At 62.5% G+C, this 17,770-nt stretch carries 17 protein-coding genes; 2 read left to right on the forward strand and 15 right to left on the reverse strand.

The annotated features are described in order from the left end of the window. Positions 1–48 precede the first annotated feature (48 nt). The gene (locus AB4O16_RS27905) at positions 49–1,047 is read left to right on the forward strand and encodes a bile acid:sodium symporter family protein (protein ID WP_460156376.1); all 999 of its coding nucleotides are present in this window, start codon (positions 49–51) and stop codon (positions 1,045–1,047) included. A gap of 134 nt (positions 1,048–1,181) precedes the next feature. Here AB4O16_RS27905 and AB4O16_RS27910 read toward each other — a convergent pair whose 3' ends face one another. The 6 genes from AB4O16_RS27910 to ribBA form a co-directional block, all read right to left on the reverse strand. Next, positions 1,182–2,885 carry an amidase gene (locus tag AB4O16_RS27910; protein ID WP_460156377.1) on the reverse strand — a complete coding sequence of 568 codons (1,704 nt, stop codon included), beginning with the start codon at positions 2,883–2,885 and terminating at the stop codon, positions 1,182–1,184. Positions 2,886–3,334: 449 nt separating this feature from the next. Next, positions 3,335–4,489, reverse strand: a complete 1,155-nt coding sequence (locus tag AB4O16_RS27915) for an ABC transporter ATP-binding protein (protein WP_160387968.1) — start codon at positions 4,487–4,489, stop codon at positions 3,335–3,337. A gap of 16 nt (positions 4,490–4,505) precedes the next feature. Next, positions 4,506–5,315 (reverse strand): ABC transporter permease, encoded by an 810-nt coding sequence (locus AB4O16_RS27920; RefSeq protein WP_007976227.1) that lies wholly within the window; start codon positions 5,313–5,315, stop codon positions 4,506–4,508. Between the two features lie 6 nt (positions 5,316–5,321). Further along, entirely contained in the window at positions 5,322–6,266 is a 945-nt protein-coding gene (locus AB4O16_RS27925) for an ABC transporter permease (RefSeq protein ID WP_460156378.1), read from the reverse strand. After that, entirely contained in the window at positions 6,263–7,288 is a 1,026-nt protein-coding gene (locus AB4O16_RS27930) for an ABC transporter substrate-binding protein (RefSeq protein ID WP_160387970.1), read from the reverse strand. Before AB4O16_RS27930 ends, AB4O16_RS27925 begins: the two co-directional genes overlap by 4 nt. 320 nt (positions 7,289–7,608) lie before the next feature. Further along, the gene (ribBA, locus tag AB4O16_RS27935; protein ID WP_460156379.1) at positions 7,609–8,718 is read right to left on the reverse strand and encodes a bifunctional 3,4-dihydroxy-2-butanone-4-phosphate synthase/GTP cyclohydrolase II; all 1,110 of its coding nucleotides are present in this window, start codon (positions 8,716–8,718) and stop codon (positions 7,609–7,611) included. 70 nt (positions 8,719–8,788) lie between these two features. Here ribBA and AB4O16_RS27940 point away from each other — a divergent pair, with 70 nt between their 5' ends. Continuing rightward, positions 8,789–9,085, forward strand: a complete 297-nt coding sequence (locus AB4O16_RS27940; protein WP_460156380.1) for a DUF1330 domain-containing protein — start codon at positions 8,789–8,791, stop codon at positions 9,083–9,085. A gap of 881 nt (positions 9,086–9,966) precedes the next feature. Here the strand turns inward: AB4O16_RS27940 and AB4O16_RS27945 are convergent. From AB4O16_RS27945 to AB4O16_RS27985, 9 genes are all read right to left on the reverse strand, one after another. Next, positions 9,967–10,530: an NUDIX hydrolase gene (locus AB4O16_RS27945; protein ID WP_160387972.1), complete on the reverse strand. Its 564-nt coding sequence runs from the start codon at positions 10,528–10,530 to the stop codon at positions 9,967–9,969. 1 nt (position 10,531) lies between these two features. After that, positions 10,532–11,284, reverse strand: coding sequence for a GntR family transcriptional regulator (locus AB4O16_RS27950; RefSeq protein WP_046042558.1), 753 nt, complete (start codon positions 11,282–11,284; stop codon positions 10,532–10,534). A 58-nt stretch (positions 11,285–11,342) separates the two neighbouring features. Next, complete coding sequence (locus tag AB4O16_RS27955) at positions 11,343–11,732, reverse strand: carboxymuconolactone decarboxylase family protein (protein ID WP_460156381.1); 390 nt, start codon at positions 11,730–11,732, stop codon at positions 11,343–11,345. A 117-nt stretch (positions 11,733–11,849) separates the two neighbouring features. Continuing rightward, positions 11,850–13,301 (reverse strand): NAD-dependent succinate-semialdehyde dehydrogenase, encoded by a 1,452-nt coding sequence (locus AB4O16_RS27960; protein ID WP_460156382.1) that lies wholly within the window; start codon positions 13,299–13,301, stop codon positions 11,850–11,852. Between the two features lie 188 nt (positions 13,302–13,489). Beyond that, on the reverse strand, positions 13,490–13,975 hold the full coding sequence (locus AB4O16_RS27965) for a flavin reductase family protein (RefSeq protein WP_110662724.1): 486 nt from the start codon (positions 13,973–13,975) through the stop codon (positions 13,490–13,492). Positions 13,976–13,987: 12 nt separating this feature from the next. Continuing rightward, positions 13,988–15,469 (reverse strand): aldehyde dehydrogenase, encoded by a 1,482-nt coding sequence (locus tag AB4O16_RS27970; RefSeq protein WP_460156383.1) that lies wholly within the window; start codon positions 15,467–15,469, stop codon positions 13,988–13,990. Further along, complete coding sequence (locus tag AB4O16_RS27975) at positions 15,466–16,299, reverse strand: alpha/beta fold hydrolase (RefSeq protein ID WP_160389462.1); 834 nt, start codon at positions 16,297–16,299, stop codon at positions 15,466–15,468. The genes AB4O16_RS27970 and AB4O16_RS27975 overlap by 4 nt, the downstream gene beginning before the upstream one ends. Positions 16,300–16,343: 44 nt before the next feature. Further along, entirely contained in the window at positions 16,344–16,934 is a 591-nt protein-coding gene (locus tag AB4O16_RS27980; RefSeq protein WP_007978708.1) for an amino acid synthesis family protein, read from the reverse strand. Between the two features lie 445 nt (positions 16,935–17,379). Then, positions 17,380–17,688, reverse strand: a complete 309-nt coding sequence (locus tag AB4O16_RS27985) for a DUF6124 family protein (protein ID WP_178120766.1) — start codon at positions 17,686–17,688, stop codon at positions 17,380–17,382. Positions 17,689–17,770 lie beyond the last annotated feature (82 nt).

Below are 17,770 nucleotides of genomic sequence, written 5' to 3' on the forward strand. Positions count from 1 at the left end.
ACGTTAGAGTCGCCTGCACGTACTGGCAACCCCCGGATGATCAAACCCATGACTCGCCCCCGCTTGTTACCCGACAACTTCACCCTGACCCTGATCGGCGTGGTCACGCTCGCCAGCCTGCTGCCCGCCAGCGGCCAGGTCGCGGTCGGTTTCGGCTGGCTGACCAACATCGCCATCGCGCTGCTGTTTTTCCTGCATGGCGCCAAGTTGTCCCGCGAATCGATCATCGCCGGCGCCGGGCACTGGCGCCTGCATCTGCTGGTGTTCAGCCTGACCTTCGTGCTGTTCCCGCTGCTCGGCCTGGCGCTCAAGCCCTTGCTGTCGCCGCTGATCGGCAACGACCTGTACATGGGCATGCTTTACCTGTGCGCGCTGCCCGCCACGGTGCAGTCGGCGATTGCCTTCACTTCGCTGGCGCGGGGCAACATCCCGGCGGCGATCTGCAGTGCGGCGGCGTCCAGCCTGTTCGGGATTTTCCTCACGCCGTTGCTGGTGACCCTGCTGCTCAACGTGCACGGCGAAGGCAGCTCGACCCTCGACGCGATCCTCAAGATCAGCGTGCAGTTGCTGCTGCCGTTCATTGCCGGGCAGATCGCGCGGCGCTGGATCGGCAACTGGGTAGGACGCAACAAGAGTTGGTTGAAGTTCGTCGATCAGGGTTCGATTTTGCTGGTGGTCTACGGGGCGTTCAGCGAGGCGGTGAACGAGGGGCTCTGGCAGCAGATTCCATTGCTGGATCTGGTCGGGCTGGTGCTGGTCTGCTGCATCGTTCTGGCGCTGGTGCTGGTGGCCGCGACCGTACTGGGCAAGGCCTTCGGCTTCAATCAGGAGGACCGCATCACCATACTTTTCTGCGGTTCGAAGAAAAGCCTGGCGACCGGCGTGCCAATGGCGCAGGTGTTGTTCGCCGGCAGCACCATTGGTGTGCTGATCCTGCCATTGATGTTGTTCCACCAGATTCAGCTGATGGTCTGTGCGGTGCTGGCGCAGCGTTACGCCAAGCGGCCGGAATCGATCCCGGAACTGATGGCCCAGGTCGATCCTTGATGATTCGGGCCTGGAGTCTGCTGTAGGAGCCAGCTTGCTGGCGATGGACTCAAACGCGCCGCGTTTAACCAGCAAAGGCGCGTTATCGTTAACGACCATCACGAGCGAGCTCGCTCCTACAGTACGCCCAATCTTTACCGCAGCGGCGGGGTACGCGGCGGGATCATGCGTTTGCTGCCGGTCGATTCGAACGCCGATGCCAGGTGCAGCAGCTTCGAGTCGTCATAGGCGCGACCGGCGAAGGTCAGGCCGACCGGCATGCCGATGTCCGGCATCACGCCCATCGGCACGGTGACCGTTGGCACGCCGAGGTGGCGGATGGCGAGGTTGCCGTTGGCGACCCATACACCGTTGCTCCAGGCAATGTCCGCCGATTGCGGATCGACATCGGCATTGGCCGGGCCGACATCGGCAACCGTCGGGAACAGCACCGCATCGAGGCCCAGGCTATCCATCCAGTCTTCCAGGTCGATCTTGCGGGTCTTTTCCAGCCCGCGCAGGCCGTCCGGCACCGTGCTGATCTGGTCCCACGACGTGATGCCGCGCTCGGCCATGCGCACGTATTCGTCCATGCCGGCGGCCAGGTCGCCCTCGCGGTTGGGCAGGGTGCCCGGGTCGTGCGGGAAGATCTGCGGGCCGTCGACATCGACCAGACGATTCAATTTCGGATCGCCGTTGGCCTGCAGGAAATCATCGAACGCCCAGGCGGTCAGGTCCCACAGTTCATGGTGCAGAAACTCCTTGGAGACGATGCCGCGATTGAACACGGTCGGCGCGCCAGGGCGATCGCCTTCGCAGTTGGAGACCAGCGGGAAATCCACGTCGAGCACTTCGGCGCCCGCGGCTTCGAGGGCCCTGCGCGCCTGTTCCCAGAGGCCGATCACCGAAGGGCGGGTGTTGATGCGCTGGCCGGTCGGCCCGCCGATGCCCGGTGCTTCGGACGTTCCGGCTTCAGGGTCGGCGTTGATGTACATGCGCGGAATGCCGAATTTCTTGCCCTTGAGTGCTTCGCTGTTCGCGGCCAGCGCGGCATAGGATTGCGGGCGTATCTCGGACGATTTCGGAATCGGCACCCAGGGCTGCAGGCGCCACAGGTCGCCACGGGTGTCCGGGTCATCGGCCACGACCACGTCGAGCACTTCGAGCAGGTCGGCCATGGTCCGGGCAAACGGCACGACCACGTCCATGGTCGGGGTCAACGGCCAGTTGCCGCGTACCGAGATCACCCCGCGTGAAGGGGTGTAGGCGCACAAGCCGTTGTTCGAGGCCGGCCCGCGTCCGCTCGACCAGGTTTCTTCCGCCAGGCCAAAGGCCGAGAAACTGGCCGCGGTCGCCGTACCGGCACCGTTCGACGAGCCGGAAGCGAAAGGCGCGGTCAGGTATTCGGCGTTGTACGGGCTTTCGGCGCGGCCGTAGACGCCACGCTGCATTCCGCCGTTGGCCATCGGCGGCATGTTGGTCTTGCCCAGGCAGATCGCCCCGCCGGCGCGCAGGCGTTCGACGGTGAATGCATCGCGATAGGCGACCAGGTCCTTGAAGGCCGGGCTGCCGGAAGCGGCGGTCAGGCCCTTGACCAGATAACTGTCCTTGGCGGTGTAAGGGATGCCGTCCAGCGGCCCCAGCACCTGGCCCTTGGCGCGACGGGCGTCGGACGCCCGGGCCTCGGCGAGCGCCTCGGGGTTGCGCACCACGACCGCGTTCAGGGCGGTAGGGGTTTGCGGGCCGTCATAGGCGTCGATCCGCGCGAGATAAGCCTGGACCAGCTCGACCGAAGTGGTCTGGCCGGATTCGAGCGCGGCGCGCAGCTCGGCGATGGAAACTTCGGTGACTTCGATCATGCTGCCACCGCCGATTGCAGGTGGAGGGTCCCAAACACTTCACTTTTCTCGAAATGGACTTTCATATCGTTATTCTCGTTGCACTGTGTGGCACGACAGGGTCGGGTGTTAAAAATACTGAGCACTATTTAGCATTAAACCGGGATTTTAGGAATCCGTTGTCCAATTTATCTTACAGATGACAGAAAAAAGGTTCTCCACTCATTCCCGGAAAACTGTAGGAGCCGGCTTGCCGGCGATGGACTCACGCGCGCCGCGTTTATCCGGTTTATACGCGTTATCGTTAACGATCATCGCTGGCAAGCCAGCTCCTACAGGGGCCGCGTCCGAATCGAAAATGATGTGAATGCCTAACCCGTGAAAAAACCAGAAAAAAGGCCACCACAACCCGACGTTGTGGTGGCCCGAGGGTGACTCATTATAGTGGCCCGCACGCGCAGGCCAATGGATCAGTGAGCGCCGGCAGCCTTGTTCAGGTCGCTTTCGGCCCATTCGGTGTAGACGCAGGCATCGGCGGTGGCCCAGCGCACTCGCACCGGGTCACCGGCCTTGAGCGGCATGCCGGCGGCGGACAGTGCCTTGACCGTCATCGAGGTGCCTCCCGCGGTCACCACGCTGCAGGTCTGGCTTTCGCCGAGAAACAACACTTCCACGACCTTGGCCGAGACTTCGTTCCAGCCGGCGGCCAGCGGTTCGGCAAGGGCTTGCTCGTTGCTCAGGGCCAGGGCTTTCTCCGGACGCACCATCAGCAGCACATCCTGATCGGTTTGCAGGCCGGCAGTCAGGCGGATCGACAGCGCCTGACCTTCAAAGGTCGCCACCGCATTCCCCTGGGCCTTGAGCTTGAGGAAGTTCGAGTTGCCGAGGAACGAGGCGACAAAGGCGTTCGGCGGGTTCTGGTACAGGTCATAACCACTGCCCAGGCCGACTATCTTGCCGTGGCTGAAAATCGCGATGCGCTGGGACAGGCGCATGGCCTCTTCCTGATCGTGGGTCACGTAGACGATGGTGATGCCCAGGCGCCGATGCAGCTGGCGCAGTTCATCCTGCAAGTCTTCGCGCAGTTTTTTGTCCAGCGCGCCCAGCGGTTCGTCCATCAGCAGGATGCGTGGTTCATAGACCAGCGCCCGGGCAATGGCGACGCGTTGCTGCTGGCCGCCCGAGAGTTGCGAAGGGCGGCGGTGGGCAAACTGCTCGAGCTGCACCAGCTTGAGCATCGCATCGACCCGGCGCTCGCGTTCGGCGGCGGGCAGTTTGCGGATGGCCAGCGGGAAGGCGATGTTGTCGCGCACCGACAGGTGCGGGAACAGCGAGTAGCGCTGGAACACCATGCCGATGTCGCGTTTGTGCGGCGGCACGTTGACCAGCGACTGGCCGTTGACCAGGATCTCGCCGCTGCTCGGCGTTTCGAAGCCGGCGAGCATCGACAGCGTGGTGCTTTTGCCCGAGCCGCTGGAGCCGAGGAAGGTGAGGAATTCACCGTCCTTGATGTCCAGCGAGATGTTGTCCACGGCGGCAAAGTCGCCGTAGTGCTTGTTCAGGTTGCGCAAGCTGACCAGGGGTTTGTCATTTTGCTGCGCGGCATCTTTGATCACTGCACTCATGTCGTACTCCTGGCGCTCAAGCGCTGATTTCGTTGCGCCGGCGCAAGGCAGCGGCGATGACCATGACCAACACCGAGAGGCCGATCAGCAGCGTCGAAGCGACGGCGATCACGGGCGTCAGGTCCTGGCGCAGAGTGGTCCACATTTTCACGGGAAGGGTTTGCAGGGTCGGGCTGGCCATCATCACGCTCAGCACCACTTCATCCCACGAGACGAGGAAGGCGAAGAGGGCGCCGGCCACCATGCCCGGACGAATCGCCGGGAAGGTCACCTTGAACACCGCTTGCAGGCGCGAGGCGCCGCAGATCACCGCCGCATCCTCGATCGACTGATCGAACAGCTTCAGCGAGTTGATGATCGAGATGATGGTGAATGGCAAGGCGACTATGACGTGGCTGACCACGAAGGCGAACATGGTCCCGGTGTAGCCGAGTTTGAGGAACAGCGCGTACACCGCCACGGCGATGATCACCAGCGGCACGATCATCGGCAGGGTGAACAGGCCGTAGAGCATTTCCCGGCCGGGGAAGCGGCCACGCACCAGGGCGAACGCGGTCGGCAGGCCCAGCGCGACGGCGAAGAACGTGGTCAGCACCGCGACTTTCAGGCTGGCCATCGCCGCGTTCATCCAGTCGGCATTGGAGAAGAACTGGCCGTACCATTTCAGCGTCCAGCCCGGCGGCGGGAACACCAGCCATTGCGAGGAGCCGAACGACAGCAGCACGATGAACACGATCGGCAGCAGCAGGAACAGACCGATCAACCCGGTGGTGGCGTACAGGCCGAAGCGCATGCGCCGGCTCATGGCATTGGGGGTCAGGAGCATGACGGCTTACCTCGCGTTGCTGGCGCCAACCGGGGATTCCGGCTGGAGCTTCAGGTAGAAGTAGAACAGCACCAGCGTGATCACGATCAGCAACGCGGCGCCGGCACTGGCCAGGCCCCAGTTGAGGAACGACTGCACCTGCTGAATGATGAACTCGGGCAGCATCATGTTCTGCGCCCCGCCCAGCAGGGCCGGGGTCACGTAGTAACCGAGGGACATCACGAACACCATCAAACCGCCGGAGAACAGCCCCGGCCGGCACAGCGGCAGGAACACCCGGAAGAAGTTGGTCCAGGGGCTGGCGCCGCAGATGGAACCGGCCTGCAGGATCATCGGGTCGATGGCCTGCATGGTCGCCTGCAACGGCAGCACGATGAACGGGATCATGATGTAGCTCATGCCGATCACCACGCCGGTGAGGTTGTGCACCATCTCCAGCGGTTGATCGATGATGCCCATGGCCATCAGCGCCTTGTTGATCACGCCCGAGGCCTGCAACAGCACCAACCAGGAGTAAGTGCGGGCGAGCAGGCTGGTCCACATCGACAGCAGTACGATGTTGAGAATCCAGCGACCCCAGCCACGGGGCACCAGGGTAATCGCCCAGGCCAGCGGGAAGCCCAGCAACAGGCTGAACAACGTCACCAGGCCGGCCACCGAGAAGGTATTGAGCAAGACCCGGGCATAAGCCGAGTTGGCGAACAGTTGCTCGTAGTTGCCCAGGCCCGGCACCGGTTCCAGCACGCCACGCAACAGCAGGCCAATCAGCGGCGCAAGAAAGAACAGGCCGAGAAACAGCAGCGCCGGGACCAGGTTACTGGCGCCGCGCCAACGCTGTTTCAGCGACGGCGCGGGCTGCTTCGCAACAGGCTGGGCGGATGCCGCACCGGCAGCGCCAGTGGCGCTCCCGGTGGCCGTGGAAGGACGAGACGCGGTTGCCGTCATTTTCATTTGACCAGCCATTCGTTCCACCGTGTCGCAATGGCCGGACCGTTCTTGGCCCAGTATGCGAAATCAAGAGTGATCTGATCCTTTGCATAGGCGGTCGGCAGGTTCGGGGCCAGCACCGAGTCCAGGCGCTGCACGCTGTCGACGTTGACCGGGGCGTAGGCGGTCAGGTTGGAGAAGTCCGCCTGGCCCTTGGCACTGCTGGCGTTGGCCAGGAACTTCATGGCCGCGTCCTTGTTTTTCGAACCCTTTGGAATGACCAGGATGTCGGCCATGACCAGGTTCTGCTTCCAGCTTACGCCGACCGGGGCGCCGTCTTCCTGCAGGGCGTGAATCCGACCGTTCCAGAACTGGCCCATGCTCGCTTCACCGGAGGCCAGCAGCTGCTGCGACTGCGCGCCGCCGCCCCACCAGACGATGTCCTTCTTGATGGTGTCGAGTTTCTTGAACGCACGGTCCAGGTCCAGCGGGTAGAGCTTGTCGGCAGCCACGCCATCGGCCAGCAGCGCCAGTTCGAGCACGCCAGGGCTTGGCCATTTGTAGAGGGCGCGTTTGCCGGGGAAGGTCTTGGTGTCGAACAGTGCGGACCAGTCCTGAGGCTTGTTGGCGCCGAGCTTGCTTTCGTTGTAGCCGAGGACGAAGGAGAAGAAGAACGAGCCGACGCCGTGATCGCTGACAAAACGCGGGTCGATCTTGTCGCGGTCAATGACGTTGAAATCGAGGGGTTCGAGCAGGCCTTCGGCGGCGGCGCGCAGGGCGAAGTCGGCTTCGACGTCGACCACGTCCCATTGCACGTTGCCGCTCTCGACCATGGCCTTGAGCTTGCCGTAGTCGGTCGGGCCATCCTGCACAACAGTGATGCCGCTGGCCTTGCTGAACGGGTCGGCCCAGGCCTGCTTCTGCGCATCCTGGGTGCTGCCGCCCCAACTCACGAAGTTGACGCTTTCAGCCGCCAGCAATGCCTGGCTGGTCACACTCAGCAGTCCCGCAAAAAGAACCGCGGTCGCACGTTTGTTCAACACCATTTTCACGCCCTCATTGTTGTGTTTATGAGCGGGGCTTTCGAGTGCCCGCCTATCGGGAGCATCAGGACCATCGAGTCAGTGCTGACTGTCCGGTCTATGGAATATCATATTATGGTATTCCAAACTTTGTGCAAGCATTTTGCCGTACCGGCTATCAGCCAAATTGCTTTTTATAAAGGTGATTTATCCCTAACCACATTCCTGTGGGAGCGGGCTTGCCCGCGATTGCGGTACATCTGTGACATTGATCCTGGATGTGCCGCCGTCTTCGCGGGCAAGCCCGCTCCCACAGGTTTTTTCCATGCAGGGATGGCTGCGTATTACTCGGTGAATGGAATACTTTCCACCACCTCCAGGTCGTAACCGGTCAGGCCTGCATATTTCAGCGGCGGGCCGAGGTGGCGCAGCTTGCCCACACCCAGGTTCTGCAGGATCTGCGCGCCAGTACCCACCTCCGAATAAATCCGCGACTGCGAGCGGCTGAACTGCCGTGGCGGCTGGGTCAGTTGCGGCACGCGTTCGAGCAACGCCTGGGAGGATTCGTGGTTGGCCAGCACCACCACCACGCCGTGGCCTTCGGCGGCGACACGTTGCAAGGCGGCCCACAAGGTCCAGTTGCTCGGCCCGCTGTATTCGGCGCCGACCAGGTCGCGCAACGGGTCGATCACATGCACGCGCACCAGCGTCGGCTCTTCGCGGCGCAGATCGCCCATGACCATGGCCATGTGGACACCGCCTTCGATGCGATCCTCAAAGGTGATCAGACGGAAGGTGCCGTGCACGGTCGGCAGGTCACGTTCACCGATGCGCACGATGGTGTGTTCGGTGCTCAGGCGATAGTGAATCAGGTCGGCGATGGTGCCGATCCTGATCCCGTGCTTGCGCGCGAACACTTCCAGGTCCGGGCGGCGGGCCATGGTGCCGTCGTCGTTCATCACTTCGACGATCACCGAGGCGGGTGTATGGCCGGCCAGGCGGGCCAGGTCGCAGCCGGCTTCAGTGTGTCCGGCGCGGGTCAGCACGCCGCCTTCGCGGGCGCGCAACGGGAAGATGTGGCCCGGTTGCACGATGTCGGCAGGGCCGGCGTTGGCGGCGACGGCGGCGGCCACGGTGCAGGCACGGTCTGCTGCGGAGATACCGGTGGTGACACCGACGGCGGCCTCGATGGACACGGTGAAGGCGGTGCTGAACACGCTGCCGTTGCTCGGCACCATCTGTTCCAGGCCCAGGCGCTTGCAGTGTTCGTCGGTCAGGGTGAGGCAGATCAGGCCGCGGGCTTCGCGGGCCATGAAGCTGATCGCCTCGGGTGTGCAGCAGTCGGCGGCCAGCAACAGGTCGCCTTCGTTTTCCCGGTCTTCATCGTCGACCAGCAGGACCATTTTGCCGAGGCGGTAATCTTCGATGATTTCTTCGATGCTGTTGAAGGCCATGCTGGAGTCTCGGTGTTTGTTGGAGGGGTAATTTGGTATACCATAATACAAAATTAACCGGGAGGTCACTATGAAGGCGTACTGGATTGCTCATGTGGATGTCACTGATGCTGATCAATACAGCCAATACACTCGGCGGGCGCCGCAGGCGTTTGCGTTGTATGGCGGTCGGGTTCTGGCTCGGGGTGGGCGTAGCGAGGCGATGGAAGGTCGGTCGACGCCGCAGCGCAGTGTGGTGATCGAGTTTGATTCGTATGAGTTGGCGGTGGCTTGTTATCGGTCGGCGTTGTATCAGGAGGCTAGGGGGTTTCGTTTGGGGGTGGCTTTGGCTGAGGTGATCATTGTTGAGGGTGTGGTGGGGCTCTGAAATGCGGCTGTGTACATATCCGTTTTTTAGGTAACGGCGGCTTATGGTTTCGCCCTTACGGCGAGTCACTTTTTTTACAAGCGCCTAAAAAAAGTAACCAAAAAAACGCTCGCCCCTTGCGTACGGCCCCTCGCTTAGGCTCGGGGTTCCTTCGCTCCGGCATTCATCCGGGGGCATCGCCCTCCGGTTGGCTTCGCTGGCACCTACATGCGATGAGTTCGACTGCGTCGAACGGCGCTACGCGCCAATCCCCGGATGAACACCTCCACTCAGCCTCCCGAGGGGGCGGGTGGATCAAGATCAAGAGCTGCAGGCGAGCTAACGCTCGGCCTGGTGAGTGGTGAAGAGCATGGGTGTACGCCGCTTTTGCTTTTTGCTTTTCTGTAGGAGCTGGCTTGCCAGCGATGACGGCCTGCCAGCCAACCAATCCCTCGAAGATAAACGCAAATCAAACTGTAGGAGCTGGCTTGCTAGCGATGGCGGCCTGCAAGCCAACCAATCTCTCTCAGATGTACTCAATCTCTGTAGGAGCCCGGCTTGCCGGCGATGGCGGTGTGTCAGGTGCAGCAGGGTTGGCTGGGGTGGCGCCATCGCCGGCAAGCCAGCTCCTACACGGAGGTGTGTACAGCCTCACGATCAGGCCGGCCGCTTTGGCTTTTGATTTGGTTTTTGATCTTCTTGCCCTCGAGAGGCCGAACTAAAGGGGCAAGAGCCCTTGGTTACTTGGGGCCGGGCGGCGTTCCGTTTTTCCAGGTGACCCGCCGTAAGGGTGGAACCCTAGGTGGCCGTTACCGCAGCAACGGATATGTACACCCGCAAGCCAGCGTCGAATGACAGACCTTCGCGAGCAGGCTCGCTCCTACAGGGGAATGGGGGATTTTTCAGCGGATGAAATGAATCTTCCCGCTGTCGTCATTGCCCATGTAGATCCCATAAACCCCAGCCTGCCGCTCCTCGATATAACGCTCAAGAATCTGCCGAATCGCCGGGTAATAAATGCTCTCCCAGGGAATCTCCTCAGGCGCGAAGAATTTGTAGTCGAGGGTCTCCGGGCCGTACTGCCCGGTGATCTCCAGCGCAATGGCGCGAAAGATGATGTACACCTCGCTGATCTTCGGCACGCTGAAAATCGAATAGGGCGAGACGATCTCCGCGCGCACGCCGCTTTCTTCCCAGACCTCGCGCAAGGCCGCCTGTTCGGTGGTCTCGCCGCTTTCCATGAAGCCCGCCGGCAGAGTCCAGGTGCCGGGGCGCGGCGGGATGGCGCGTTGGCACAGCAGGTACTTGCCGTCCTGCTCGATGATGCAGCCGGCGATGATCTTCGGATTGACGTAGTGGATGTAGCCGCAGCCGCGGCACATCAGGCGCTCGTGCGTATCGCCCGGCGGCAGCTGCTGACCGAGATCAGCGCTGCCGCACTTGGGGCAAAAGCTCGGGCTGAACATGTCAGCGACCTATGCGCGGTTCTTTCAGCGCGATGGGCTGGGTGATCGCCGGGATGTCGCCGGTTTCTTCCTGCTTGCGCTTGAGGTAGTCCAGGGCCACGGCTGCGGCTGCACGCACGTGGTCGACGCAGGCCTGGTGGGCGGCCAGCGGATCACCGCCCTTGATCGCCTCGACCATGCGTTCCATTTCCTGGTTGCTGGCGCCGCGACGGTTTTCCTGGGACACCGAAGTCGCGCGCAGGTAGCTGATGCGTGCCTGCAACTGGCGCAACTGAGTGGCCGCGACATGGTTGCCCGAACCTTCGAGCAGCACGTCGTAGAAACCCTGCACCGAGTCGATGACCTGTTGCAGCTCGCCGTCTTTCAAGGCCTTGCGGTTTTCTTCGAGGGCTTTTTCCAGGGCCTTGATGTCCTTGGCCTTGGCGCGCAGGGTGAACAGCTGAACGATCAGCCCTTCGAGCACGCAGCGCAGCTCGTAGATGTCCACGGCATCGGCCAGGGTGATGATCGCGACACGCGGGCCCTTGGCGTCGGCGAATTCCACCAGGCCTTCGGATTCCAGGTGACGCAAGGCTTCGCGCACGGAAGTACGGCTGACGCCCAGGCGATCGCACAGATCGCGTTCGACCAGACGGTCTCCCGGCAGGAGCTGGAAGTTCATGATGGCGCTTCGCAGTTTATCCAGCACGATTTCGCGCAGGGTAACGGGGTTGCGATTGACCTTGAAGCTGTCGTCGAGTGGCAGGCGTTTCATGGGGTCCGCTCTTTAGGTTGGCTGTCCATGCCAGACGGGCATTTAAACAGCCGAGGGGTTAACTGGAGGCCTCGGCATCGGCTTCGGCGAAGGCTTCTCGGGCGAGCCGGAAACTGTCCACGGCAGCGGGAACACCGCAATATATGCCGACCTGAAGCAGAATTTCGCGTATTTGCTCACGACTCAGGCCGTTACGCAAGGCGCCGCGCACATGCAGCTTGAGTTCATGGGGCCGGTTGAGCGCCGAGATCATCGCCAGGTTGATCATGCTGCGCTCCTTGAGCGACAGACCCTCCCGACCCCAGACATGACCCCAGCAATACTCGGTGACCATCTCTTGCAGCGGCCGGGTGAAGTCGTCGGCGTTTTCGATGGAGCGGTTGACGTAGGCCTCGCCCAGCACCTGGGTGCGGATCTTCAGGCCTTTTTGGTATTTTTCGTTGTTCATTTTTATGCTCTCCCGTGGGGGATCTGGATCTCGACGTCGATCTGTAGGAGCCGGCTTGCTGGCGATGGCGTACTTGAAGACGCCATCGCCAGCAAGCCGGCTCCTACAGGTATTCATTCACAGCCCGCCCATCAAGGTGTACTTGAGTTCCAGGTAATCCTCGATGCCGTACTTCGACCCTTCACGGCCCAGCCCCGAGGACTTGATGCCGCCAAACGGAGCGACTTCGGTGGAAATCAGCCCTTCGTTGATCCCGACCATGCCGTACTCCAGCGCCTCGCTCATGCGCCAGGCGCGGCCCAGGTCGCGGGTGTAGCAGTAGGCGGCGAGGCCGAATTCGGTGTCGTTGGCCATTTCGATGGCCTGGGCTTCGCTGTCGAAGCGGAACACGGCGGCCAACGGACCAAAGGTTTCATCCCGGGCGACTTTCATCTGCGTGGTGACGCCTGTGAGCACGGTCGGCTGGAAGAAGCCGTTGCCCAGTGCATGGCGTTCGCCGCCGCACAGCAGCCGGGCGCCGTGGGCGAGGGCGTCTTGCAAGTGGTCTTCGACCTTGGCCACGGCGCGCTCGTTGATCAGCGGTCCTTGGGTGACGCCATCATCGAAACCGCTGCCGACCTTGAGCTGCGAAACCCGCTCGGCCAAACGCGTAACAAAGGCGTCGTGGATGCCGTCCTGCACCAGGAAGCGGTTGACGCAGACGCAGGTCTGCCCGGCATTGCGGAATTTGGCGATCAGCGCGCCGTCAACGGCACGCTCCAGATCGGCGTCATCGAAGACAATGAACGGCGCGTTGCCGCCCAGTTCCAGCGAGACTTTTTTCAGGGTCGGCGCGCACTGGGCCATCAGCAGCTTGCCGATGGCGGTGGAGCCGGTGAACGACAGTTTGCGCACCTGCGGGCTGGCGGTCAGCTCGGCGCCTATGGTGATGGCGTCGCCGGTAATCACGTTGAAGATGCCCGGCGGAATGCCGGCCTGTTCCGCCAGCGCGGCCATGGCCAGTGCCGAGAACGGCGTTTCCGGCGCCGGTTTGACGATGCACGGGCATCCGGCAGCCAGTGCCGGGCCGGCCTTGCGGGTGATCATCGCCGCCGGGAAGTTCCACGGGGTGATGGCCGCGACCACGCCAATCGGCTCCTTGCTGACGACGATGCGCGCATCGCCCTTGTGGCTGGGAATGGTGTCGCCGTAGATGCGCTTGGCCTCTTCGGCGAACCACTCGATGAAGCTTGCGGCATAGAGGATTTCACCCTTGGCCTCAGCCAGTGGCTTGCCTTGTTCGAGGGTGAGGATCTCGGCCAGGGCGTCGGCGTTTTCCAGCATCAGTGCATGCCAGCGCTTGAGCAGGTTGCTGCGTTCCTTGGCGGTCAGTGCGCGCCAGGCCGGCCAGGCCTTGTTGGCGGCGTCGATGGCCAGGCGCGCGTGCTCGGCACCGAGGTTCGGCACCCGGCCGATCAACTCGCCGGTGGCCGGGTTGAAGATGTCCTGACAGGCGCCATCCGGCGCGTCCAGCCATTGGCCATTGATGTAGGCCTGTTGGCGGAACAGTAACGAAGCTGCTGGGCTCATGCCGGCTCCTGGAAAGAATGAAAATTCATCTGTCTGTGCAGTACCTGTGGGAGCGAGCTTGCTCGCGATAGCGGTGTATCAGTCGACATACATGTTGAATGTCAGTCCGTCATCGCGAGCAAGCTCGCTCCCACAAGGGATTGGCTCCCACAAGGGATTGGCTCCCACAGGGGGATTGTGTAGATCCATCAGGCCAGGGTGGGCAGCGGCCCCAGCTTGCCTTTGTGATAGATCATCGGCGTCACCGGTTGCGCGGGCAGGATCAGGTTCTTCACCGCGCCGACGATGATCGCGTGATCGCCGCCGTCGTATTCGCGCCACAGTTCGCACTCGATGATCGCCGTGGCCTTGGCGAGGATCGGGTTACCCAGATCGCTCAAATGCCACTCGATGCCTTTGGCCTTGTCCTTGCCTTTGCCGGCGAAGGCATAGGCTTCGGCGGTCTGCTCGGCGGACAGCAAATGAATCGCGAACTGCTTGCTGTCGCGCAGCACCGGGTAGGTGTCGGAGCCGTAGTTGGGGCAGAACAGCACCAGTGCTGGATCAATCGACAATGCACTGAAGGCACTGGCGGTGATGCCGACGATGCCGCCGTCCGGGTCGAGGGTGGTGACCACCGTGACCCCGGAGGGGAACGAGCTCATCACGTCTTTGTAAATGCCGGGTTCGATCATTTTCCAGGACTCCTAGCGCATCACGAAGGGATCAGGCATCGGTGCCTGGGACAGGTTGATCCACACCGTTTTCAGCTCGGTGTAGGCCAGCACCGAATCGATGCCGCTTTCGCGTCCATAGCCGCTGTTCTTGAAGCCGCCGATCGGCGCCATGGCCGAGACCGCGCGGTAGGTGTTGACCCAGATGATCCCCGAACGCACGTCCCGGGCCAGGCGATGGGCGCGGCCGAGGTCGCGGGTCCAGATGCCGGCGGCGAGGCCGAACTGCGAGTCGTTGGCGATCGCCAGCGCTTCGGCTTCGTCCTTGAAACGGATGACCGAGGCCACCGGACCGAACACTTCTTCCTGCATGATCTTCATCGAGTTGCGGTCGCACTCGAACAGCGTCGGCTCGTAGAACCAGCCGTCGCCCAGATTCTCCGGACGCTTGCCCCCCAGGCGCAGGCGCGCACCTTCGGCAATCGCGTCGGCGACCAGGCCTTCGACCACGGCCAGTTGCTGCGCGGTGGCCATCGGGCCCATTTCGCTGCTGTCTTCCTGCGGGTTGCCGATGCGGATGCGCTTGGCGCGTTCCACCAGGCGGCCGACGAACTCGTCGTAGATCTCGTCCTGCACCAGCAGGCGCGAACCGGACACGCAGCTCTGCCCGGAGGCGGCATAGATCCCGGCGATGGCGCCGTTGATCGCACTGTCGAGGTCGGCGTCGGCGAAAATGATGTTCGGCGATTTGCCGCCCAGTTCCAGCGACAGCTTGGCGAAGTTCTCCGCACTGCTGCGCACCACATGCCGCGCCGTGGCCGCACCGCCGGTGAAGGCGATCTTGCGGATCAGCGGATGGCGGGTGAGGGCGGCGCCGGTGCTCGGGCCGTAGCCGGTGACGACGTTGACCACCCCCGGCGGAATCCCGGCTTCCAGCGCCAGGCGCGCCAGTTCGAGAATGGTCGCCGAAGCGTGCTCGGACGGCTTGATCACGATGGTGTTGCCCGCCGCGAGGGCCGGGGCCAGTTTGATCGCCGTCAGGTACAGCGGGCTGTTCCACGGAATGATCGCGGCGACCACGCCCATGGCCTCGTGCACGGTGTAGGCAAACAGGTCCGGCTTGTCCAGCGGCAGGGTGCCGCCTTCGAGCTTGTCGGCCAGGCCTGCGGTGTAGTGGAAGAACTCCGGCAGATAGCCGACCTGGCCACGGGTTTCGCGGATCAGCTTGCCGTTGTCGCGGCTTTCCAGCTGCGCCAGTTGTTCCTTGTTCTCGGCGATCAGGTCGCCCAGGCGTCGCAGCAATTTGCCGCGCGCGGTGGCGGTCAAGCCGCGCCAGGCCGGGCTGTCGAAAGCGGTTTGCGCAGCCTGTACGGCGCGCTCGACATCGGCTTCGTCGGCATCGGGCAGTTCCGCCCAAGGCTCGGCCAACGCCGGGTTGAGGCTTTCGAAGGTCTTGCCGGACAGGGCATCGACCCATTCACCGCCGATGCACATCTGGAAGCGTGCGAGTGTCATGCAACGATCCCCTTGATCTGGTTTTGTTGGGAGTGCGCGGCCTGCAGAAACTCCAGCAACAGCTGGTTGACCAGGCGTGGCGATTCTACGGGCATCATATGCCGTTGCTCGGCAAGGACGGCAACGGTCGCACCGGGAATGCGTTCGGCCAGTTGCCTGGCCATTTCCGGGGTCGAACCGGGGTCCAGCTCGCCGGTGGCGATCAGCGTCGGCACCCGGATGCTGGCCAGGTCGTCGGCGCGGTACATGTCCTGGGTGGCGAACAGTTCGTAAGTGGTCAGGTAACCCTGCGGGTCATTACCGGCCAGGGTCTGGCGAATCGCGGCGATCTGCGCCGGGTTCGCGGCCTGGTATTCACGGCTGAACCAGCGCGACAGCGCCGCTTCGGCGTTGGCATCCGGCCCGTGTTCGGCTGCCTGGCTGGTGCGGGCGATGACCCCGGCGCGCTGTTCGGCGCTGCGGTTGAACACGCTGTTGAGTACCACCAGGCCTTCCAGGCGTTGCGGGTAGTGCAGGGCAAACGCCCGCGCCACCAGCCCGCCCATGGAAAAGCCGATCACCGTTGCCTTGGGCAATTGCAGGTGGTCGAGCAGCTCCAGCAACTGGTCGGCATAACCGAGCAGCGGCGTGCCGCTCTCAGGGCGCGGACTGGCGCCATGGCCGAGCATGTCGTAGGCGATGACGCGGTAGTTCGTGGCCAGGCCAACGATCTGGCCGCCCCACATTTCTTTGTTCAGGCCCACGCCGTGGATCAAGACCACGGGCTGGCCTTGGCCGGTCGCCAGGTAACTGGTGCCAGCCGGGGTGAGTTCAGCGGTGAGCCGAATCATGGAGCGCTCCTGCAATGCCTTCTTGTTGTCGTTCTGCTGGGCGGTTACTGGGCTTTTTCGGCGGCCAGTTCTTCCAGGTCGATGTAGCGGTTGCCGATGCGCGGGTGCAGGCGGCCGCCGTCGGCGCAACCCAGGACCACGACGATTTCGTCGGCACGCGGTGCGTCTTCGATCTGCATTTCCAGGGTGATGTAGTGCGAGCGCAGGCCTTCGTCGTCCTTGTGCATCATCGGGATCTGGATCGAAGTGCCCGGGCCGCCGCGCTTGTTGGTGAAGCTCAGGTAGCTCTTGGCCTTGACCGCTTCACGGTAATGGTTGCCGAAGCGCAGGGTGTGGATCACCGCCGAAGCGTGCTCGATCTCGCCATCGGCGCCGACCACCGCAGCCTTGCCATAAGCCTCGATCTTCTCGGCACCGCCAATGATGCCCACCAGGCGCTCGACCATCAGCGCGCCGAGGTCGGAGCAGTTGGCGCGGATCTGTGGTTTCAGGTCTTCGACGAAACCGTTGCCCAGCCAGGGGTTTTTCATCACCACGGCCAGACCGACCATGGTCACGGGCTTATCGGTGGCTTTGCCGCCTTCAATAAAGGTTTCTTCGACATAGCTGACGATCTTGCGGATTTCGAAACTCATGAGCTGCTCCGTAGAGGTTTTGGGTGTCTGTGCGTCTGATGGTATACCATAATACCGATGACGCAAGTCCCCGAACGGAGTTTCTGGCTGGATGGCAGGTAAAAGTTCGCGCCGCGGGCAGCAGCGGACAAACGGCGGGAACAGGTTTACGCCGGGTGGGGGGATATGCTGTTGAGGAGGGGGCGAACGCTATATCTGTGGCGAGGGAGCTTGCTCCCGTTGGACTGCGCAGCAGTCCTTTTTTTGGTTCTTCACGGAATCCCGGGGAACTGTAGGAGCCGGCTTGCTGGCGATGGTCGTTAACGATAACGCGTGAAAACTGGATAAACGCACTGCACTTGAGTCCATCGCCACGATGCGGCGACCCGACAAGCCAGCTCCTACAGGTGTTGCGTTATCTGCCTTTCCCGGGATTGCGTGAAGAACCCAAAAATGCCCTCGCCCGCTACTGCGGATCTACCTGATCCAGCACTCGGTTCACCGACAACTCTGCCAAGGCAATCATCTGTTGAATCCCCAGCGCCAAATTGCATTTTGGGCCAGAAAGGATAAACGCCAGTTCACTGGCCATGACACTGGCTGAAGCAAGGGTTTCACAGGCGTGAACCAGAAGGGTTTCATTGTTGACGTTGGGGGCGATGGTGAAGATTGGGCTTGGACGTCGCGTGGCCGCTGCAGGCTTGCGGGATGAGTGTTCGGAATCGGAGTCGATCTGACCGTCCGTTTCAGGGGGATTCGGAGTTGGTTTTATCATTGTGAAGCTCCTATGAAGTGAGCCTCTCCCCATCCGCTACCACGCAAAATAGGGAGACGGCTGTACACAGGGTGGTAGACCG

The organism is Pseudomonas sp. S2_H10 (genome assembly GCF_054668285.1).